The organism is Actibacterium lipolyticum (genome assembly GCF_900184935.1).
In the GTDB taxonomy this organism is placed as follows: Bacteria; Pseudomonadota; Alphaproteobacteria; order Rhodobacterales; family Rhodobacteraceae; genus Actibacterium_A; species Actibacterium_A lipolyticum.
Genome location: NZ_FXYE01000002.1, coordinates 1,344,118 through 1,363,617 on the forward strand (window position 1 = coordinate 1,344,118; position 19,500 = coordinate 1,363,617).

The window sequence follows — 19,500 nt, forward strand, 5'->3', positions numbered from 1 at the left end:
TCCATGAACTTTTCCCTGCCAACTTGGTTTAAATCGGCGTTTCGACGGCCGGCGCAAGCTGACCGTCCTGAACGCGGGCGCAAGCCTAACGCGCAGGGACAAGCGGGCGCCAAGCCGCTGCTGTGGATCGACAATACAGACCTTCGCAACACCGATGCGCTGGCGGCGCTTGTCCGCTCGGCTGGTGAACACTGCGAAGACCTGCGCGTCTTTTCAACGGGCGTTACGATCCCAAGCCCCGGCCCAACCGCGCCCGAAATAACTGACCAACCCCGCCCTGCAGATAGCGCAACGTCGGCCCGCAGCTTTGTGGACCAATGGCAGCCGGATGCTGCCTTGTTTTTCACGTCGGACTTGTCGGCGCATCTGGTTTTGGCGGCCGACCGTGGCAAGGCTGCGATCTTTATGATCTGCGACGCCCTGCCCGCCCGTTTGCCACGCACGATCCTGCGCCGGGCAACCCGCTTGTTCGTAACCGACAACGCCCAGGCAGAGCGGCTTCGAAAGGCTGGCATTCCCGACGCGCGGATCGAAATCACGGGGCCACTGTGCGAAGGGCCAGCCGCGCTGCCTTGCAATGAGTCAGAACGTGAAAACCTATCCCGTTTGATGGCCGGTCGTCAGTCTTGGCTTGCCGCATGCACCAGCGCCGCCGAAGACATCATTGTGATCGAGGCGCACGCCAGCGTGGCCCGTCATGCGCATCGGCTGTTACTTATTCTGGTTCCGGGCGACCCCGATCGCGGGCCTTCGCTTGCCGATAACCTGCGCCAAGAAGGGTGGCGCGTTGCCCTGCGCTCTACCGATGAGGAACCCGACGAAGAAACCCAGATTTTCGTGGCCGACACCTCGGGTGAAATGGGGCTGTGGCACCGCCTTGCGCCCGTTGCGTTTCTGGGGGGCACACTGAGCCCTGATGGGCATGGCACGGGCGCTGACCCCGCCGGGCCAGCGGGCCTGGGCGTGGCCATCATGCATGGCCCCAAAACCTCTGACCACGAAGATTATTACACCAAACTGGATACAGCAGGCGCGGCGCGTACGGTACGTGATGCGCCCAGTTTGGCCCGCGCGTTAGAGACACTGATCGCCCCCGATCAAGCCGCAAAACTGGCCCATGCCGCTTGGGAGGTTTCAAGTTCTGGCGCGGAAACCACCGAACGGATCGTCAGCCAACTTGCGCCCGCGCTAGACAGCGGACGGGGGCAATAATGCGCGCTCCGAGTTTCTGGTTCACCCCACCGAATGCGCCGGGCATCATGCCACGCCTGCTGGCACCGCTTGGCGCGCTTTATGCGGCGGGAACGGCGCGGCGGCTGCGCAAGGGTGCGCCATACAAAGCGTCTGTTCCGGTCATCTGCATCGGGAACATCAACGCAGGCGGCACAGGCAAAACGCCCACCGCGATCGCCCTTTTGACCCGCCTGATGGCTCGTGGGCTTTCACCACATGTAGTTTCGCGCGGCTATGGCGGGCGGCTTGAAGGGCCGGTGCAGGTGGTTGAACGCCAACACAGCGCCGATGATGTCGGGGACGAACCGCTTCTTCTGGCCGCCTTTGCCCCGACATGGGTGTCCAAAGACCGCGCCGCAGGTGTTAAGGCCGCCGAAGCTGCGGGGGCCGATGTGATCGTCTTGGACGATGGCTTCCAGAACCCGGCGGTTGCCAAAGACTTGTCCATCATCGTTGTGGATGCGGCAAAGGGGTTCGGGAACGGGCGGGTCATTCCTGCGGGCCCCTTGCGCGAACCCGTACCGGCGGGCCTTGCGCGCGGCGATGTCGTTCTGTCCATCGGGCCAGACGCGGCCCAGCGCCAGTTCGCGCAGATGTGGGGCGAAACACTTACCATCCCGCATCTGTCTGGGGTGCTTGCACCGCTTTTCACCGGCATGGATTGGGATGGGCTTTCGGTGCTGGCCTTCGCCGGGATCGGGCACCCGGAAAAGTTCTTTGCCACAGTTCAGGCCCTTGGCGCGCACTTGATAAGGGCCGAGGCACTAAGCGATCATCAACCCCTGACCGAAGCCCTGATGAAGCGGCTGGAGTTAGAGGCCGCGACGCTGGGCGCGCAACTGGTCACCACGGAAAAAGACGCTGTGCGCCTGCCCGCCAGTTTCCGCCGCAAGGTGCTGACGGTTCCGGTGCGTTTGGAATTGATCGACTGGGCACCGATGGATGCCGCACTTGATCGGCTTGGTCTTACCGGCGCTTAAGCTCTGCACGGATTTCATCGCCATGCTCATCCAACTTGGGCGAGGCACGTTCCATCGCAAGTTCGGCATCCGAAAACACGATAGGTGCGCGCACGGTTGGCACGCCATCCAGCTTTTGCGCCATCTGACGATGCTTAACCTGTGGGTCGGCAAACACCTCTGCCATGTTGTTGATCGGCCCGGCAGGTACACCCACGGCCTCGCACGCGGCCAAAAGGTCCGCCTTTGTGCGCTGGAGGGTTTGCGCCGTCAGGTTCGCAATCAACGCTTCGCGGTTGGCGATGCGGTCGGCGTTGGTCAGGAATTCCGGCGCGGTGGCCATATCGGGAATGCCCAGCAATATGCACAAGCGGCTGTACTGACCATCATTCCCCGTGGCGATGATTAGATGCCCATCGGCGCAATCAAACACCTGATAGGGCGCAAGGTTTTGATGCGCGTTCCCCATAAGCCCCGGCGGCGTTCCGGTGGTCAGATAGTTCATGGCCTGATTTGCGGTGATCGCGGTGGCGACATCAAGCAGCGCCATATCGATGTGCTGGCCCTTGCCGGTCTGGCTGCGCAGAGTGACAGCGGCCAGAATGGCAGTGGCCGAATACATCCCAGTGAAAATATCCGTGATGGCAACGCCTGCCTTTTGCGGCTGGCCGCCCGGTTCGCCCGTGATCGACATCAGGCCAGACATGCCCTGAATGATGAAGTCATACCCCGCGCGGTTGGCATATGGCCCGTCTTGGCCAAACCCGGTGACCGAACAATAGATCAAGCGCGGGTTCAGCGCGGCAAGGCTGGCATAGTCGAGCCCATATTTGGCAAGACCACCGACCTTGAAATTCTCGATCAGGATATCCGCGTCGGCGATCAGGTCGCGCACCAGCGCCTGGCCCTCATCCGTTCGAAAATCCACCGCGATAGAGCGTTTTCCACGATTGCAGCCGTGGAAATATGCCGCCGAATGATCATCGCCGCGGTCAATGAATGGCGGCCCCCAACGGCGCGTATCGTCGCCATCGGGGCTTTCGACTTTTATGACATCTGCCCCTAGATCAGCCAGCACCTGACCGGCCCAAGGACCGGCCAGAATGCGCGCAAGTTCGATGACCTTCAGGCCAGCCAAAGGCGTTGTCATAAGCGTCAGTTGGTCAAAGCAGCATCAATGATTTCGCTCAGGTCTTCATAGCTCATGTTGCCATGAAGCGTGCCGTTGACGACAATCGACGGGGTGCCGGTAATGTCGTACTCTTTCATCACGTCTTCGTAGTGTGAAATCATCGCCTGAGCCTTATCGCCATCTGCGAAACAGGCATCCAGATCGGCATCGGTCAGGCCAGCGGATTTGCCGATTTTGCGAAGGTTCTGCGCGATCCCGCCCGGCTCTCCGTCGCCAATCCATTCACGTTGCTTGTCAAACAGCATGTCCGAAATGCCGAAATAACGCACATCGCCACCACAGCGCGCGACCATTGCGGCCCAAAGGCCGGGGCGGTCAAAATAGACCTCGCGGTAGACGAATTTGACCTTGCCGGTGTCGATGTATTCGCTTTTCAGCTTGGGCATCACATTGTCATGGAACGTGGCGCAGTGTGGGCAGGTGAACGACGCATATTCGATGACCGTAACTGGCGCATCAGCATCACCCAGCACCATATCCTGAATGTCTGCCGTTTCCGCCGACGCCATGCCAACAGGCGACAACGCCGTGCTGAAGTTCGAGCCTACCAAAAGGCCAAGCGTCGTGGCACCGAGGGTCAGAAAGGTTCTGCGGTTCATCAATACGGTCTCCTTACCGTTTGGATCTTGTTAGTACGTTGCGGCCCAGCATTTCCAGCGCAGCGCGCAGGCCGTCATCCGCAACATTTTCTGAAAGCCCCGCCACCTGATCAATCGTGGCCTGATCAGGTTCGGCCTTTGCCTTGGGGGCCGGAGCAAATTGCGCCTGACCTTCGGCAAAGCCGGTCGGCGCGGTCTGCGTTAGCCGAATACGGGCAATCGCCGCATAGCCATAGCAGGCGTTCACCTTTTCGCGGATCTGCTCTTTTTGCATTTCCAGCATGGGGGCGTTTGCGCCAGTGGTCAGAACGGTCAGCGTGGCGCCGAATCCTTCGCGCCCATAACTGACTTTGACGGGGCGTGCTGTTCGGGCGGTTTGTTCGCCGACAATCTCGGCCCAATGGGTCAACAGGCGCGTGGTTGCAAAACCGCGCTTTTCACCGACCGTCCGAATCCGTTCACCCAAAAGGCTCGATGTCCTTTCGAAACCGCGCTTACGGCGGAATTGGCGAGGTTTGGAAGGTGAACTGCGCATCTTGCCTGTCATTTCCTGTTCTGCACCCTATCCTAGTGTCCTGAATTGCAGGCAACCAGCCTAAACCAATGGCGAAGGATATAAAGATTGCGTGACGAAGCGGTGAGCGACGCCCTGTTGGAATGGTACGACACCCACGCCCGCGACATGCCGTGGCGGGTTGGGCCAACCGCGCGCAAGGCTGGTGTGCTGCCAGACCCATACGCCGTTTGGATGTCAGAGGTGATGCTACAACAAACCACCGTCGCCGCAGTAAAAGAGTATTTTCAAAGGTTCACGGCCCGCTGGCCCAATGTCACCGCCCTTGCCGCTGCGGACGATGGCGATGTGATGGGTGAATGGGCCGGGCTTGGCTATTACGCCCGCGCTCGCAACCTGTTGAAATGCGCGCGCGTGGTTGCGAACGATTATGGCGGCGTATTCCCCAATACGCGCGACGAATTGCTTACACTGCCCGGCATCGGCCCTTATACGGCTGCGGCCATCGCCTCTATCGCGTTTGACGAAGCTGCGACTGTGGTGGATGGCAATGTGGAACGGGTCATGGCGCGCTTGTTTGCCGTTGAAACGCCGTTGCCGACATCCAAGCCCGAACTGACCGCCCTTGCCGAACGGCTGACCCCGCTGCAGCGCCCCGGTTGCCATGCCCAAGCTGTGATGGATCTGGGCGCAACGATATGCAGCCCGAAATCGCCCGCCTGCGGAATTTGCCCGGTCCAATCCCCCTGCGCCGCGCGCAAAAAGGGCATTCAGGCCGAACTGCCGCGCAAACTGCCCAAAGCAGCAAAACCTACGCGATACGGCTTTGCCTACCTTGCGCAACGCAGCGATGGCGCATGGCTGTTAGAGCGGCGGCCAGACAAAGGGTTGCTGGGCGGCATGTTGGGCTGGCCCGGTTCCGAATGGAGCGACGCACCGCAAGAGACCCCGCCGTTTGACGCCAACTGGCACGACATAGGGGCAGAGGTGCGCCACACCTTCACCCATTTCCACCTGCGCCTTGCCGTGCGGGTGGCCGCAGCGCCGGACGGAACAAACCCACGCACGGGAACGTTCATTCCGCCGTCTGATTTCCGGCCCTCTGACCTGCCCACGGTCATGCGCAAAGCATTCGACTTGGCGCAATCAACTTTGAACGCGGCATAAGGCAAGCCTATATTGCGGACAGACAAAGTAGAAAGCACAAGCATGACATCACCTTCGCAAGTCGCAAAACTGCGCAACGCGCTGCCGTTCTGGCTGTCGCTTTGCATGATCCCGCTTGCGATATTGGGTGCGATGAACGGCGGCTGGTGGGTTCTGGCGCTGCCGTTTTTCGGCTGGGGCCTTTTCAGCATCCTTGACCTGCTGACGGGGCTGAACAAGGCCAACGCTGATCTGGAAACGACGGATGACCAACTGTTCTGGTATCGGCTGATCACGCTTATCTGGTTTCCCATCCAGTTCGGCGTGACCTTTGGCACGATCTGGTATGTCACCCACACCAGCCATCTTTCGACGTGGGAACAGGTTGCGATTTTCTTTGGTGTTGGGGTGATTTCCGGCTCTGTCGGGATCAACTATTCGCACGAGCTGATGCATCAAAAGAACCGGTTCGAACGCTGGCTGGGCGATCTTCTTTTGGCCTCGGTCCTATACAGCCACTTTCGGTCCGAACATCTGCGTGTGCACCACCTTTATGTCGGCACCCCACGGGACCCGGTAACCGCGCGCTATAACGAAGGGTTCCACAGGTTTTTCCCACGGGTTCTGCGGCAAAGCCTGACCTCATCCTTCAAGGCCGAAAAAGCGTTGCTGGCGCGTAAAGGGTTGAAGTGGACACATCAAAGCAACCCATTCTGGCGCTATTGGGCATTGCAGGCGGGTATGCTGATGCTGGCGTATCTGTTGGGTGGCTTGGCCGGGCTGGGGCTGTTCGCGTTTCAGGCCGTCGTCGCCATTTGGCAGCTAGAGCTGGTAAACTACATCGAACATTACGGCCTTACGCGGAAACATCTGGGCGACGGGAAATACGAACACGTCAAACCGCGCCACAGCTGGAATGCCGCGCACAAGGCGTCGAATTGGTTGCTAATCAACCTGCAACGCCATTCTGATCACCACTATAAGCCCGACCGGCGCTTTCCCCTGCTTCAGAACTATGAACCGGACGAGGCACCGCAATTGCCGTTTGGCTATCCAGCGATGACAACGCTGGCGATGATGCCACCGTTGTGGCGCCGCCGGATGAACCCGCGCGTGCGGGCCTGGCGCAAGCATTTCTACCCCGAGATTGAAGACTGGACGCCCTATAACAAGGGCGAAACACCTTACCCGCGCGGCGCATAACCAAAAAAGCCCCGCCAGAAGGCGGGGCACAGTTGATGCCGTGGTGTCAGGCCACAGGCACCGGCGGTATCTTGTGATGTCAGATTAGTTTGGGCGTTCGGTCATTTCCGCGCGGATCTGCTGACGCAGCAGATCAATCGGCACGGTTTTCCCTTCGCGCTTAAAGCACCAATAGGTCCAACCGTTGCACGATGGCGCACCTTCCAGTGCCGCGCCAACCTGATGGATGGAGCCCTTAACGTCATTCGCCACCAGCGTGCCATCTGCACGAACTTTAGCCGAATAACGTTGGTTGAGAGAGGTCAGAACCTCGCCCGGGCGCAGCATGCCACGTTCGACAAGCTGGCCGAACGGCACACGCGGTTCCGACCGTTTGGAGGCGGACACGACAAGCGACTCTTTGTCGAACTTGCGGACCTTCTCGATACGTTTAGTGGCAACTTGGCGATACGCTTCTTCGCGCTCGATCCCGATGAATTCGCGGCCCAGTTTCTTGGCCACCGCACCGGTGGTGCCGGTACCGAAGAACGGGTCAAGCACGACGTCGCCGGGGTTCGTGGTGGCGACCATGATGCGATGCAACAAGCTTTCGGGTTTTTGCGTCGGGTGCGCTTTGTCGCCGTTTTCGTCTTTCAGACGCTCGTGCCCGGTGCAGATCGGCAGCACCCAGTCACTGCGCATTTGAACACCTTCGTTCAGCGATTTCAGCGCTTCGTAGTTAAAGGTGTATTTGCTGGCTTCCTGCTTGGACGCCCAGATCAGCGTCTCATGCGCATTGGTCAGGCGCTTACCGCGGAAGTTCGGCATTGGGTTCGACTTGCGCCATACGACGTCATTCAAAATCCAGAAGCCCTGGTTTTGAAGTTCGGCACCCATACGGAATACGTTGTGGTACGAACCGATCACCCAGATCGCGCCGTTTGGCTTAAGAATGCGGCGGGCCGCTTTCAGCCAATCGCGCGTGAACCGGTCATATGCCGCGAACGAGGAAAACTGATCCCACGCGTCATCAACCGCATCCACCTTGGAATTGTCGGGGCGATGAAGATCACCCTTCAACTGAAGGTTATAGGGCGGATCAGCAAAAACGAGGTCGACCGAATTCTCCGGAAGGCTGTTCATAACCTCCACGCAGTCGCCACCCATAATCTGATTGAGAGGGAGCGCGGACGCCCCCTTCACCTTGGTCATTGTCTTCATGTCTGCCTCACAGTTCGCGCCTCTTTGGGCGTCGTTTTGTTAAGGACAAAGATGAGTCAAAGGCGATTCGCCGTCAATTTCTTTTTTGAATCAGTTACTTACAGTTTACTCTTGATACAAGATATTGTGTACCGGCTTGAACGAACGTCTATGGTGTGGGGTCACGCCAAGATTTTGGAGCCCAAGCATGTGTCCTTTTGATCCATATCCGGCGTTCGTCTCCCAGCCATAGCCGGGATGCTGTTGCGCTAAATCCACCATGATCCGATCGCGCGTAACTTTCGCGGCAATCGAAGCGGCCGAAATCGAAACCGAACGGGCATCCCCCTTAATCAGTGGTTCGCCCGCGCACGGCAGATCTTTGGGCATCAGGTTGCCATCAATCAGCGCATAGTCCGGCAATTGAGGCAGCCCGGCGATGGCGCGACACATGGCAAGATGCGATGCGGCGAGGATGTTGATCTCGTCAATCTCTTCCACGCTGGCATGCGCGACAGAGATTTCGGCAACCTCCAACAGTTCCTCGTAAAGTGCTTCGCGCCGCTTGGCGGTCAGCTTCTTTGAATCGTTCAGGCCCGCCGGAATCCGCGATGGGTTCAGGCGCACGGCGGCGGCGGTAACCGGCCCAGCCAACGGGCCGCGCCCAACCTCGTCCACGCCCACAACATATTGCGCGCCGCGGGCGAATGCGGCCTCTTCGAAGCTGAAATCAGGGATCAATACTGTCATGCCCCCTGACATCGCGCGGTTATTGATGGGCGACAAGGGGAAACCCAGACACAAAAACGAACCGCACGATTTGATATTTGTCATGGAGCCGCCATCACACAGCAACCATACCTGACAAACAAAGCAACCACACAAGATGCAAATTTCCCGAACCAAAATCGAGCCAGACGCGGTAGCCGCGTATCATGAAGAAATGGAGCATGTGTTGAATACAGATACCACCATGATCGATGACACGACCAAACAAGCGCTGTTAGAACGCGCCGCCGTTTTGTCTTACCTTGCAAATGATTTTGTTCAGTCCCCGCCAGCGCGGGCAAACGGAAACCCAGAATACACACATCTGGCGCAGGCGATGAAAACCTCCGTCGATCAATTTGTGGCAGCTGCATGCGCCGGGGAAGCTGTGGCTTTGCAAGCGACCGTGGACGGCCTGAAGGCACGGCACGCGAGTTTCTCTGAAAAATTCGGAAACAAAAAAGGGCGGGAGGATCGCTCCTCCCGCCAGTCTGGCGCGGATTGGACTGCTCAGGGGAAATCCGCGCGCTGCTCGGCCTCGCGTTAGTTGCGGGTTCTGCCGATGACATAGCCCTTCTTGGTCAAACAATTCGCGGAATACCCGGAATAGTAACCTTTGGACGTGGGATAGGTGGTATGGCACTGCCCCGGTAACGATCCGCGAAAACCCTCGCGGCGCAGACAGCGCTCAGTCACGATATGGCGCGTGTCGCGACGTTTGCTTTTGGGTGCAGACACAGAATGCAGACATTGCAGAGGAATAACCGACGGTTTTCGCTTTTTCTTCGCGTATCCGGGATGCTGGGGCCAATCCTGCGGCTTATTATATGGTGTGGAATGAACCGGCTTTGGCGAACTTGACGACCCACCCCGCGAAAGCTCATTCGCAATACCGAACAATAAAAGCGCGCCAACTGCTGTCTTTAGCGCCTTGTCACTTGATGAACTTGCATATGCGGGCACGGCGGTAATGCTGCCCAGCGCAAGAGTGGCTGCCAACAATGATGCGGTGATTGTTCTTTTCATCGGGCGTATCCTTTTGTGGATGGTGCGGGTGACCCCGCCTATCAACGATGCCCCAACCGTCGCCTCACAGTGGCCTGACAGGCAATAACCAGACGTTGTTATGCGATAGCAGCCCCGAAAACGCCGCTTGTTATTGAATAACCTCCCGCTATTCGCCAGATTGCCAACCTATGAACACTCGTATTCTCCTTCCCGTCGGGCTTGCCTTTGCCCTGTTGGCCGCGCCTGCCTCAGCCGCGTGTTATGCAGACTATAAGGCCAAGCAAAATGACCCGTTGCGCCTGCACTACGGGGTTATTGAGCTTCCCGACAAAGCCTGCGGCGCACGCAGTGACGCCGCTGGCGTGATCGAACGGCGCATCGCAAGCGATGGCTGGAAGCTGTTGAACGTCATGTCCATCTTTGGTCAGGATGGGCTTGCCGAAAGGAAAGAGAGTGCCGGAAAATTCTTCCTCCGCTACTAAGGGATGGCGCGATAACCTTCCCGTGGTGCCGCTGGGGATCGCCGCGATTGTGCTGATCCTTTTGGCGACGGCTGTGTTGTTGTTCCTGAACTTGCCGGATGCCAACGCCTTCAACGCGCGGGTCGAACAGATATTCATCGAAAATGACGATCTGCGCTCGGGCGCGGAAATCAAGCTGTTGGAAATTCTGGCCGAGTCCGGCACAGCGTTTTCCGATGTCCTTTCCTCGTACCGGATGATCATCTTCGTTTTGCTGATTTTTGCGACCGCCCTGTTGCTTGCCGCGTTGGTCTTCCTTGTCACCATCATCGGCCTAAACCGCCGCATGGGAGAGGTCGAGCGTAACGGAATTCAGGTCTCTTCCCTTCTGATCAGCCGAGATGAAAACACGGTTCTGCTGAACAACATGGAATTCAAACTGACCGCCGCCGCCATCGAAACCCTTGCGGTTCTGGCAGAGGCACGGATGGACGACGACGTGCTTTCGGGGGCCGAAATTGAGGCGATGATTTCAGGCCGACTTGCCGTTGACTGCGACGAGGCCGCAGGTGCGACCCGCATCAAACGTCTGCGCGATACATTGGGTAATCAGATGGTCAGTGAATTGCTGATCAAGAACATCGCCCGCAAAGGCTATATGCTGTCGATCGACAAAGACGTCATTCGGATGATCTGACAAGTGGTGACCCCGACAGGATTCGAACCTGTAACCTGCCCCTTAGGAGGGGGCTGCTCTATCCAGTTGAGCCACGGGGCCATCGGGGCATTTGTTGCAGGAAAGGTTCGCTGGTTTCAACCCTACATGCGGCGCGAAAATGTAAACTCCCATGAGGCTTGGACAATCACCCGCTTTGTCTTTAACTAGGTGGAAGAGTTAAAAGTTACAGGGCCACGCCATTGACAGACACTCCCCCCACCCGCTCGCGCCGTCCGCTGACCCTTCGGGATGTTTCCGAAGCCTCAGGTGTCAGCGAAATGACAGTCAGCCGCGTTCTGCGAAATCGCGGCGATGTTAGCCAAGCCACACGGGAAAGGGTCTTAGAGGCGTCCAAAAAGCTGGGATATGTGCCCAACAAGATCGCAGGGGCCCTTGCATCTCAGCGTGTGAACCTTGTCGCCGTCATCATTCCGTCGATGTCGAACATGGTGTTCCCCGAGGTGATGACCGGTATTTCCGAAGTCTTGGAAAACAGCCCGCTTCAACCCGTCGTCGGCATCACCCATTACCGCCCAGAACAAGAAGAGCGCGTGCTTTACGAAATGCTTTCGTGGCGCCCGTCCGGTGTGATTATCGCCGGGTTGGAACATAGCGAAGCGTCGCGCGCGATGCTGGAAAACGCAGGCATCCCGATTGTCGAGATTATGGATACCGATGGGGAACCTATCGATTCCATGGTTGGCATCTCTCACCGCCGCGCGGGGATCGAGATGGCGAAAGAGATTGCAAAGGCCGGGTACAAACGCATTGCGTTTCTTGGCACCAAAATGCCGCTGGACCACCGCGCGCGCAAACGTTTCGAAGGCTTGACCGACGCGCTGGCCAAAGAAGGCATCGAGATCGCGGATCACGAGTTTTATTCGGGCGGGTCCGGGCTTCTGAAGGGGCGCGAGTTGACAGAGATGGTGCTGAAACGCAGCCCCGATGTGGACTTCCTTTACTATTCCAACGACATGATCGCCGCTGGCGGGCTGTTGTATTGTCTGGACAATGGCATCGATGTCCCCGGTCAGGTTGGCCTTGCCGGCTTCAACGGCATTGAACTGCTTGACGGTTTGAACCCACGACTGGCGACGATGGATGCATGCCGCCGGGAAATCGGGAACAAAGCGGCCGAAATTATCGCCAAATGCACCGAAGACGGGGCAGACCATTCTGGGCAGCGCATCGAACTTTCGCCGCGTCTTGATGTTGGTGACACACTAAAACGTTGATGACTCTGCGTAGTGGTGAGTGGACAAGGCAAACCCTTTGATGTTTAACGCCCCTGCAATTCTGCCCCCTGCGAGGCCCAAATGACCGCTGTCTCCATCGTTATTCCAATGAAAAACGAGTCCGAGAATGTAGAGACGGTTCTGGCCGATATCGCCGCCGCGTGCGACGGGAAGGCCGAATACGAAATCATCATCATTGATGACGGTTCAACCGACGATACTGCCGCAAAGGTGCTGGCGCTGCGTGCCACGCATCCAACCCTGCGCCTTTTGCAGCACGCCAATTCAGGTGGGCAAAGTGCGGGCGTTCACAGCGGTGTTCTGGCAGCCAAGGGCGGCGTCGTTTGTACGCTTGATGGCGACGGGCAAAACCCGCCTTCTGAACTACCGAAACTGTTCACACCACTGCTTGAAGACACAACCGGGCGGCTGGGCCTTGTCGCCGGTCAGCGTGTTGGACGGCAGGATACAGCGTCAAAGAAATGGGCCTCTAAGTTCGCGAACGCCCTGCGCGCGCGGATCCTTAAAGACGGCACGCGCGACACAGGCTGCGGCCTAAAGGGGTTTCGCCGCGACGCGTTTCTGGCGCTTCCGTATTTCGACCACATGCACCGCTATTTGCCCGCGTTGTTCAAACGTGACGGCTGGGAAATTGCGCTGGTCGATGTGTCCCACCGCGAACGTCACGCTGGCAGCTCCAACTACAGCAACATCCAGCGGGCGCTGGTCGGTGTCTATGACCTAATCGGCGTTGCGTGGCTGATCCGCCGCCGCAAAAAGGCACAACCGGTGGAACGCACCGATGGCTGAGTCCGTGTTCACATGGCTGAACGTTCAGTCATGGGGAGAGTTCTGGTGGGTCATGATCGGCCTTGGGGGGCAGCTGCTGTTTACCGCGCGCTTTCTTGTGCAATGGATCGCATCGGAACGCGTTGGCAAATCGGTCGTGCCGATTGCATTCTGGTACTTTTCGATCGGCGGCGGGATAATTCTGTTTGCCTATGCGATTTACCGTCAGGATCCGGTGTTCATTCTGGGCCAATCGATGGGGCTGTTCATCTATCTTCGCAATCTTTGGCTGATCTATGCTGAAAAGCGTAACACAGCCTGAACGCGCTGGCTGGGCCGCGCCCGCCGTTGCGATCGTTCTTGCGATAACCGCTTTTCGCGTGTGCCTTTTGGCATTCAACCGGATGGACCTGTTCGTAGACGAAGCCCAGTACTGGCTTTGGGGCCAAGAGCTGGCGTTCGGATACTATTCCAAACCCCCGATGATCGGCTGGGTCATCCGGTTTTTCACAGACCTTGCGGGCAGTGACGCGCCGTTTTGGGTACGCCTGCCTGCACCGCTGTTTCATGGCGCGACGGCGCTGATCCTTGGCAGCATCGCGGCCCACGTGTTTGGGCGGCGCGCTGGCATCTTGGTCGCCGCCGGGTTTGCCACCCTGCCGATGGTCGCGCTGTCATCAATCCTGATTTCGACCGACACGATCATGTTTCCCTTTCTGGCGCTGGCGCTGGCGGGTTATCTGCGGCTGTTGGAAAAAAGCGCGCCTTGGTGGGCGGTGCTGACAGGCGCGGCAGTTGGGTTGGCGTTTTTGTCAAAATACGCGGCAATCTATTACCTGATTTGCGCGCCTATCGCTGCAGCGCTGATACCCCAAGCACGCCCAAGACTGCGGGATATTTTGATCGCACTTGTCGCATTTCTGGTGGTCATTTCGCCAAACATCATCTGGAACGTTCTGAACGGGTTTACGACGGTCGAACACACGTTGGACAACGCCGATTGGGTTCGCGACCCCAGTCAAAAGGCCGGGCTGAGCCTTGCCAAACTATCTGAGTTCCTGATCAGCCAATTCGCCGTGTTTGGCCCTGTGCTGTTTGGCGCGCTGATTTGGCAATCCTTGCGCGCCCGCAAACAAAGCGATGCGCGCCAATTTCTGCTGATATTCACCTTGCCCATCCTTGCTGTTGTCTGCGTTCAGGCGCTGTTGTCAGGCGCCTATGCAAACTGGGCCGCGGCCGCGTATTTGGCTGGAACAGTGACTGTTATTCCGTGGATGACGCCCCGCTGGCTTGTTGCATCGTTTGTGGTGAACGGGGCTTTGTCGCTTGCGCTGCCCATCATTGGGGTGTTCGCCGAAACACCAGCAACGCAGGATAGTGCCGCCCTGAAACGATACACCGGTCGCGACGAGATGAGCCTGCAAATCATCGAAACCGCTCTGCGTACAGGCACCACAGATGTTGTTGCCCAGAACCGCGATATCTTGGCCGATCTGTTCTATACTGGGCGCGACAGCGGGCTTTCGTTTTATGCTTTGCCAACGACGGGCCGGGCGGCGCATCACTATGCTCTGAAATATCCGCTGCCTGACGAAACAGCTGGCCCAGTGCTGTACATCGCCGACAGCCGCCGCCCCCCAGTGTGCCAACCCGACGCACAGCCTGTCACCACGATCAGCCCAACGTCGGGCACCTATGGCGGCAAGACCAAACGGCTGTACCTTGTCCCCGGCGATTGCTGGGCCGCGCCGTAACCTCTGTTTAAGATATGTTGAATTTTCACTAATCGCCCCTGCCTTGCCACAATCCGGCAAGCAGTGGTTAAGCCCGTTGTCCGATGCTGATCCCACACAGGGGTGTGTGGAAAGGGTTGGGTTCGGTTGGCTTATTTCGCCTATCAGGGAACCGTTGTTGATGATGTTCTGACAACGCCGTTTGGCGTGGCCAGGCTGGACGGTGCGTCAGGGCAGCTTGTGCTTGCCGATAGCGGAGGCGGACAGGTGGTTACATTCACCCTGTCCGAAGGGTCGCTGGCCGGTGTCGCGTCCACTGCATATCAACACCCCCTTCCCGGCCAAGATGTCACCCTTATTCTGGACAACGCCGTTGTGACTTTGGCCCATGCCGATCTGGCCGCGGTAACGGCAATGGCTGAAACAGAAAGCGTGACCCTTTTTGACAACCAATCCGGCGAACAGGCTGACCGGATCGAAGCACTTGCCGTCGAAAGCGGGGGGCAGACCTTTATGTTTCTATCCGCGACGGATGGCGCGGGGGTCGCGACTTTCACGGTGGGTGGTAATGGCACGATCGATGCGGTTTCTTATGCCACAGACGATGCCAGCCATTATGCCGCCAACATCACGTCAATGGCCCATGCCAAGGTGGCGGGCGTTGATTACCTGATCGCTGCTTCGTCCACCGAAGATGGCGTGACCTGTTATCGCATTATGCCGGACGGCAACTTGGCAGTCACCGACGCCATCGGGGCAACCGAATACCTGCCCATTGGTGCCCCCCAAAACATTGAGGTGGTCGAACTGGGCGGCGCAACCTTCGCCATCCTTGCCTCGGCCACAACATCAAGCCTGACAGTCTTGCGAATAGAGGAGGACGGGACGCTAATGCCTGTCGATCAAATCATGGATGACCAAACGACGCGTTTCGCCAACGCCGCGGTGTTGGATAGCTTTACCCTGAATGGCCAAGTCTACGTTCTGGCCGCTGGAAGCGATGATGGGCTTTCGCTGTTCACGCTGCTGCCCGATGGGCGATTGCTGCACGTTCAAACGCTGGTGGATAGCGCGCAGAACAGCCTGCGCAATGTCAGCGAAATAGCCGTTCAGACCGTCGGGGACGAGGTGCAGTTGTTCGTCATATCGGCCGCCGAAGGGGGGATGTCACAGTTCAGGTTCGTTCCCTCTGCCGTGCAGGATGAGGTGCTGGTTAGCACCGGCACACTGTCTGGGGGGGCAGGTGCCGACATATTGATTGATGGCGATGGGCAAGACCAGTTGACGGGCGGCAGCGGCGCGGACCTATTCATTTTCACCCCCGACGGGCAGGCAGACGAAATCATGGATTTCCAGCTTGGCATCGACCGGTTGGATTTGTCCGCGCTTGGCATGATTCACAGCGTTTCATCGCTAACCATCACCCCAACGGCGGATGGCGCGATCCTTCAGCTGGGGACGGAACAGATCGTGCTGCACAGCGCCGATGGCCAACCGCTGGAGGCAGCGGATTTCACGACCGCCGATGTGGTGAACGTCACCCGTGTTTCGCTGGCCTACGATCCCTTGGACGAACTGTCATCTGTCGAAGGCAGCTCTGCCAATGACCAACTAATTGCTGGCGATGGCGCGCAGGGGCTTTATGGGCGCAGTGGGGACGACTTGCTTACCGGCGGCGGCGGCGGTGACCGGCTGCACGGCGGGGACGGGTTTGATTTCGCAGATTACGCACTGGCCACTGTGGGAGTCATCGCTGATCTGGAAACACCCAGCGCGAACACGGGCGACGCCGAAGGGGATGTCTTTGTCGAGGTTGAGGGAATTATCGGCTCTGACTTCGACGACCGCTTATCCGGCGATGACAACGCCAACGAACTTCGCGGTGGGGATGGCCGTGACCGGCTAGAGGGGCGCGGTGGCGATGACATATTGCTGGGCGGTGACGGCAACGACGAGGTGCTCGGCCACGCCGGCAATGACACGCTGCATGGCGGCAATGGCAACGACAACATTTCGTCGTCGGATGGCGACGACACTGTTTATGGCGACGCGGGCCATGATGAAATCGGCGGCGGCAACGGAAACGACACCATCTATGGTGGCACGGGTAACGACACCATCGGGTCTGGCAACGGCGATGATTTCATCGACGCAGGGGACGGGAACGATGTGACAAGCGGCGGCTATGGCGCCGATCTGGAATACGGCGGCAACGGCGATGACACGATGGCGGGCAGCTATGGCAACGACATTGTCTATGGCGGCGCAGGCAACGACAGCTTGGGCGGTGGCACCGGCAAAGATGAACTGTATGGCGGTGACGGCGATGACCAAATCGGCGCGGGCAGCTTTGATGACAAAGCTTGGGGCGGTACCGGAAACGACTTTATCGGTGGCGGCGATGGCGATGATGAATTGTACGGCGAAAGCGGCAACGACACGTTGAACGGCGGCGTTGGCTTTGACGTCCTAACGGGCGGCGAAGGGGCCGACATATTCGTCTTCAACGACTTCACCGACGGAGAGGTCGATGTGATTACCGACTTTGAAGACGGCATAGATGCGATCCGCATGAAAGGCATTCCCGGTGGGTTCAACAGCCTAAGCATCAGCGGCTATTCAACCTTCGTAGAGCTTTCTTACAATGACCATGTGATCCTGATCGAAGGGGTGTCAGCACACGATATTGACGTGTCAGACTTCATCTTTGTCTGATTAGTCATTCAAGATCGCGCTGTGATGACGGCGCAGCAACATCAACCCGGCTGCAAGCATGACGCTTGCCATTCCAAACACATAAAGCGGGCTAACAAACGCCCCTGCATACATCGGATAAAAGCCTTTGCGCATCTGCCCGATCACATGCGCCAACGGGTTGAACCAAAGCCACGCGCGATAAGCGGGTGGCACTGTTTCGAACAGGAAAAAGATGGTGGAAACAAGGAACAGCGGCCGGTTCGCGATGGCCCAAACACGCTCCCACAAGGGGAACAGTGACGTCAGGCAGCAGTTCAGCGTGCCAACCCCCAATCCCAGCGATGCCGCCATTGCATAGGCAAGCGCGATTTCGGGCAGATCAACGAAGGTGCCAATTCTGAAGGTTGCCAATATACCCAGAATGATCACTCCGCTGACGGCCAACTGCATCAAAGAGCCCAGCAAAAACCGCGCGATCAGAGCGTCGGCAAACGTAACCCGCGGATAGAACAAAAGCGGTTTGGAAAAACGCAAAGTCGTGGTCAGTTTTTGAGCGACGTCTTGATACATCAAGAAGGGCAAGAAACCCGTCGCATAGAAAAGTGGAAAACTGTCGCCCAGCGGCGGCGTTCTAAACGCAAACGAAAACACCAGCGTCAGCAATGCGATCCCGCCCACAGGTTCGATCACTGCCCAAAGATACCCGCCTTTTGATCGGCCGTGCGTCGAAGCGACCTCTCGTAAGATCAGGGCAAAGACCGTGCGCGGGGCCGCGACACTGCGGGAATGTTGCATTCTGTGAACCGTTTTTAAACTTCGCGACGGGTAGCAATTGGAAAAGGTGTGTGGTCCCGGCCTAACAGGCGCCACTGAATCAGACGTTACCGGAGGCAGAAATTTGCAGGTCACAGCGCTGAAAATTCCGGCCGCCGATCCTTCTGTGGTTATTGCGGAGCCTGCTGAACCCGCGCGTGTCCGCACGCGCCATATCGCCGTGGTGGCCAGCTTTGCTTTGCTGGTGCTACTGCCAGCCTTGGCTGCGGGGGGATATCTGTTTGGATACGCGAAGGACCAATATGCCTCTTACATCGGGTTCTCCGTTCAGAAAGAGGAAGGGGGATCAGCGGTCGAGTTGTTGGGCGGCTTCACCGATTTCGCAAACGTCGGCACTTCGGATGCCGACATCCTGTTTGATTTCATGCAAAGTCAGGACATGGTGCAACGGCTGCAAAGTCGGCTGGATCTTCCTCAGATGTTTTCGCAGACCGGCGATCCTGTGTTCAGTGTCGGCCCTGATCCATCAATGGAAGAATTGGTTCGACATTGGCGGCGTGCAGTGAAGGTTTACCATGACCCCGGCAGTGGCCTGATTAACCTGCGGGTGCTTGCCTTTGCGCCCCACGACGCACAGACCATCGCACAGGCGGTTTTCGATGAAAGTTCGGCGATGATCAACGCGCTGTCCACGGCCGCGCGGAATGACACGATGCGCTTGGCGCGGGACGACATGATGCGTGCCGAATCGCGGCTGAAATCAGCGCGCCGTGCGGTCACCGACTTTCGCAAGCGCACGCAAATCTTTGACCCGCGCGAAGACGCGCAGGGGCAGCTTGGCCTTCTCTCCAACCTTCAAGCCCAACAGGCCAACGCCCTGATAGAACTTGACCTACTGCGCCAAACCACCCGCCCAAACGACCCAAGGCTGGCACAGCTGGAACGCCGCGTCGGTGTTATCGAAACCCGCATAGACGCGGAAAGAGACCGGTTTAGCCGCGTCGATAAAGATGTGGCTTTGGCTGGGCTGCTAAGCGAATACGAAGCGCTTACCGTTGACTTGGAGTTTGCCGAAAAAAGCTATCTGGCAACTCTTGCAGCTGTCGAAGCCGCCGGCGCAGAGGCGCGTCGTCAATCCCGTTATTTGGCCGCACATATCGGCCCCACCCTCGCACAAACGGCCGAACATCCGCATCGGCTTGTATGGCTAGGCGTGTTCAGCGGGCTTTGCCTGATGGGGTGGTCGATTCTAACGCTGACCTATTTCAGCTTACGGGACAGGCAGTAACGCC

General features: G+C 58.1%; 20 protein-coding genes and 1 tRNA gene. 13 read left to right on the top strand and 8 right to left on the bottom strand.

Annotation, left to right across the window (positions count from 1 at the left end; translation table 11 throughout):
• The first annotated feature begins 3 nt into the window (after positions 1-3).
• Positions 4-1,212: a 3-deoxy-D-manno-octulosonic acid transferase gene (locus COL8621_RS15210; RefSeq protein ID WP_093968141.1), complete on the top strand. Its 1,209-nt coding sequence runs from the start codon at positions 4-6 to the stop codon at positions 1,210-1,212.
• Positions 1,212-2,213 carry a tetraacyldisaccharide 4'-kinase gene (gene lpxK / locus COL8621_RS15215; protein ID WP_093968142.1) on the top strand — a complete coding sequence of 334 codons (1,002 nt, stop codon included), beginning with the start codon at positions 1,212-1,214 and terminating at the stop codon, positions 2,211-2,213. The genes COL8621_RS15210 and lpxK overlap by 1 nt, the downstream gene beginning before the upstream one ends.
• On the opposite strand, the gene COL8621_RS15220 is transcribed toward lpxK, so the two are convergent.
• Genes COL8621_RS15220 through COL8621_RS15230 form a run of 3 tightly spaced genes read right to left on the bottom strand, consistent with a single transcriptional unit; the run spans position 2,200 to position 4,518 of the window.
• Positions 2,200-3,342 (bottom strand): CaiB/BaiF CoA transferase family protein, encoded by a 1,143-nt coding sequence (locus COL8621_RS15220; protein WP_093968143.1) that lies wholly within the window; start codon positions 3,340-3,342, stop codon positions 2,200-2,202. The genes lpxK and COL8621_RS15220 overlap by 14 nt on opposite strands.
• A gap of 5 nt (positions 3,343-3,347) precedes the next feature.
• Positions 3,348-3,983 (bottom strand): DsbA family protein, encoded by a 636-nt coding sequence (locus tag COL8621_RS15225; RefSeq protein WP_093968144.1) that lies wholly within the window; start codon positions 3,981-3,983, stop codon positions 3,348-3,350.
• A 13-nt stretch (positions 3,984-3,996) separates the two neighbouring features.
• Positions 3,997-4,518 (bottom strand): DUF721 domain-containing protein, encoded by a 522-nt coding sequence (locus tag COL8621_RS15230; protein WP_093968627.1) that lies wholly within the window; start codon positions 4,516-4,518, stop codon positions 3,997-3,999.
• A gap of 87 nt (positions 4,519-4,605) precedes the next feature.
• Between COL8621_RS15230 and mutY the strand changes: the two genes are divergently transcribed.
• Positions 4,606-5,664 (top strand): A/G-specific adenine glycosylase, encoded by a 1,059-nt coding sequence (gene mutY / locus COL8621_RS15235; protein WP_093968145.1) that lies wholly within the window; start codon positions 4,606-4,608, stop codon positions 5,662-5,664.
• A gap of 42 nt (positions 5,665-5,706) precedes the next feature.
• Positions 5,707-6,846 (top strand): alkane 1-monooxygenase, encoded by a 1,140-nt coding sequence (locus tag COL8621_RS15240; protein WP_093968146.1) that lies wholly within the window; start codon positions 5,707-5,709, stop codon positions 6,844-6,846.
• Between the two features lie 84 nt (positions 6,847-6,930).
• Here the strand turns inward: COL8621_RS15240 and COL8621_RS15245 are convergent, their stop codons facing one another.
• Together COL8621_RS15245 and rnhB are read right to left on the bottom strand one after the other, a co-directional pair.
• Positions 6,931-8,046, bottom strand: a complete 1,116-nt coding sequence (locus COL8621_RS15245) for a site-specific DNA-methyltransferase (protein ID WP_093968147.1) — start codon at positions 8,044-8,046, stop codon at positions 6,931-6,933.
• Between the two features lie 105 nt (positions 8,047-8,151).
• Positions 8,152-8,775 (bottom strand): ribonuclease HII, encoded by a 624-nt coding sequence (rnhB, locus tag COL8621_RS15250; RefSeq protein ID WP_093968628.1) that lies wholly within the window; start codon positions 8,773-8,775, stop codon positions 8,152-8,154.
• Between the two features lie 205 nt (positions 8,776-8,980).
• Here rnhB and COL8621_RS15255 point away from each other — a divergent pair, with 205 nt between their 5' ends.
• Positions 8,981-9,340 carry a hypothetical protein gene (locus COL8621_RS15255; protein ID WP_141137900.1) on the top strand — a complete coding sequence of 120 codons (360 nt, stop codon included), beginning with the start codon at positions 8,981-8,983 and terminating at the stop codon, positions 9,338-9,340.
• Here the strand turns inward: COL8621_RS15255 and COL8621_RS15260 are convergent.
• Positions 9,337-9,819, bottom strand: a complete 483-nt coding sequence (locus COL8621_RS15260) for a hypothetical protein (RefSeq protein WP_093968149.1) — start codon at positions 9,817-9,819, stop codon at positions 9,337-9,339. The two genes, COL8621_RS15255 and COL8621_RS15260, sit on opposite strands and share 4 nt — an antisense overlap.
• 170 nt (positions 9,820-9,989) lie before the next feature.
• On the opposite strand from COL8621_RS15260, the gene COL8621_RS15265 reads away from it, so the two are divergent.
• Together COL8621_RS15265 and COL8621_RS15270 are read left to right on the top strand one after the other, a co-directional pair.
• Entirely contained in the window at positions 9,990-10,283 is a 294-nt protein-coding gene (locus COL8621_RS15265) for a hypothetical protein (RefSeq protein WP_093968150.1), read from the top strand.
• Positions 10,255-10,959 (top strand): winged helix-turn-helix domain-containing protein, encoded by a 705-nt coding sequence (locus tag COL8621_RS15270; protein WP_093968151.1) that lies wholly within the window; start codon positions 10,255-10,257, stop codon positions 10,957-10,959. The genes COL8621_RS15265 and COL8621_RS15270 overlap by 29 nt, the downstream gene beginning before the upstream one ends.
• A 4-nt stretch (positions 10,960-10,963) precedes the next feature.
• Here the strand turns inward: COL8621_RS15270 and COL8621_RS15275 are convergent.
• Positions 10,964-11,040, bottom strand: a tRNA-Arg gene (locus COL8621_RS15275).
• A gap of 140 nt (positions 11,041-11,180) precedes the next feature.
• On the opposite strand from COL8621_RS15275, the gene COL8621_RS15280 reads away from it, so the two are divergent.
• The 5 genes from COL8621_RS15280 (at position 11,181) to COL8621_RS15300 (ending at position 17,452) form a co-directional block, all read left to right on the top strand.
• Complete coding sequence (locus COL8621_RS15280; RefSeq protein WP_235823897.1) at positions 11,181-12,215, top strand: LacI family DNA-binding transcriptional regulator; 1,035 nt, start codon at positions 11,181-11,183, stop codon at positions 12,213-12,215.
• Between the two features lie 81 nt (positions 12,216-12,296).
• Positions 12,297-13,025 (top strand): glycosyltransferase family 2 protein, encoded by a 729-nt coding sequence (locus tag COL8621_RS15285; RefSeq protein WP_093968153.1) that lies wholly within the window; start codon positions 12,297-12,299, stop codon positions 13,023-13,025.
• Positions 13,018-13,326 (top strand): lipid-A-disaccharide synthase N-terminal domain-containing protein, encoded by a 309-nt coding sequence (locus COL8621_RS15290; RefSeq protein ID WP_093968629.1) that lies wholly within the window; start codon positions 13,018-13,020, stop codon positions 13,324-13,326. Before COL8621_RS15285 ends, COL8621_RS15290 begins: the two co-directional genes overlap by 8 nt.
• Positions 13,301-14,758, top strand: a complete 1,458-nt coding sequence (locus COL8621_RS15295) for an ArnT family glycosyltransferase (RefSeq protein WP_093968154.1) — start codon at positions 13,301-13,303, stop codon at positions 14,756-14,758. Before COL8621_RS15290 ends, COL8621_RS15295 begins: the two co-directional genes overlap by 26 nt.
• 126 nt (positions 14,759-14,884) lie before the next feature.
• Positions 14,885-17,452, top strand: coding sequence for a calcium-binding protein (locus COL8621_RS15300; RefSeq protein ID WP_093968155.1), 2,568 nt, complete (start codon positions 14,885-14,887; stop codon positions 17,450-17,452).
• Here COL8621_RS15300 and COL8621_RS15305 read toward each other — a convergent pair whose 3' ends face one another.
• A complete protein-coding gene (locus COL8621_RS15305) occupies positions 17,453-18,229 on the bottom strand; it encodes an ABC transporter permease (protein WP_093968156.1) in 777 nt (258 codons plus the stop codon). It abuts the gene before it with no gap.
• Positions 18,230-18,332: 103 nt separating this feature from the next.
• On the opposite strand from COL8621_RS15305, the gene COL8621_RS15310 reads away from it, so the two are divergent.
• The gene (locus tag COL8621_RS15310) at positions 18,333-19,496 is read left to right on the top strand and encodes a KpsE/RkpR family capsule polysaccharide export protein (protein WP_235823898.1); all 1,164 of its coding nucleotides are present in this window, start codon (positions 18,333-18,335) and stop codon (positions 19,494-19,496) included.
• Positions 19,497-19,500: the final 4 nt, after the last annotated feature.

What these genes read in the sequence shown, in the direction of transcription:
- lpxK (WP_093968142.1), top strand. Translation starts at nt 1,212, where the DNA reads ATGCGCGCTCCGAGTTTCTGGTTCACCCCACCGAATGCGCCGGGCATC.
- rnhB (WP_093968628.1), bottom strand. Translation starts at nt 8,775, where the DNA reads ATGACAGTATTGATCCCTGATTTCAGCTTCGAAGAGGCCGCATTCGCC.
- COL8621_RS15265 (WP_093968150.1), top strand. Translation starts at nt 9,990, where the DNA reads ATGAACACTCGTATTCTCCTTCCCGTCGGGCTTGCCTTTGCCCTGTTG.
- COL8621_RS15245 (WP_093968147.1), bottom strand. Translation starts at nt 8,046, where the DNA reads ATGAAGACAATGACCAAGGTGAAGGGGGCGTCCGCGCTCCCTCTCAAT.
- COL8621_RS15220 (WP_093968143.1), bottom strand. Translation starts at nt 3,342, where the DNA reads ATGACAACGCCTTTGGCTGGCCTGAAGGTCATCGAACTTGCGCGCATT.
- COL8621_RS15230 (WP_093968627.1), bottom strand. Translation starts at nt 4,518, where the DNA reads ATGCGCAGTTCACCTTCCAAACCTCGCCAATTCCGCCGTAAGCGCGGT.
- COL8621_RS15305 (WP_093968156.1), bottom strand. Translation starts at nt 18,229, where the DNA reads ATGCAACATTCCCGCAGTGTCGCGGCCCCGCGCACGGTCTTTGCCCTG.
- COL8621_RS15285 (WP_093968153.1), top strand. Translation starts at nt 12,297, where the DNA reads ATGACCGCTGTCTCCATCGTTATTCCAATGAAAAACGAGTCCGAGAAT.
- COL8621_RS15240 (WP_093968146.1), top strand. Translation starts at nt 5,707, where the DNA reads ATGACATCACCTTCGCAAGTCGCAAAACTGCGCAACGCGCTGCCGTTC.
- COL8621_RS15260 (WP_093968149.1), bottom strand. Translation starts at nt 9,819, where the DNA reads ATGAAAAGAACAATCACCGCATCATTGTTGGCAGCCACTCTTGCGCTG.
- COL8621_RS15295 (WP_093968154.1), top strand. Translation starts at nt 13,301, where the DNA reads ATGCTGAAAAGCGTAACACAGCCTGAACGCGCTGGCTGGGCCGCGCCC.
- COL8621_RS15290 (WP_093968629.1), top strand. Translation starts at nt 13,018, where the DNA reads ATGGCTGAGTCCGTGTTCACATGGCTGAACGTTCAGTCATGGGGAGAG.
- COL8621_RS15225 (WP_093968144.1), bottom strand. Translation starts at nt 3,983, where the DNA reads ATGAACCGCAGAACCTTTCTGACCCTCGGTGCCACGACGCTTGGCCTT.
- COL8621_RS15210 (WP_093968141.1), top strand. Translation starts at nt 4, where the DNA reads ATGAACTTTTCCCTGCCAACTTGGTTTAAATCGGCGTTTCGACGGCCG.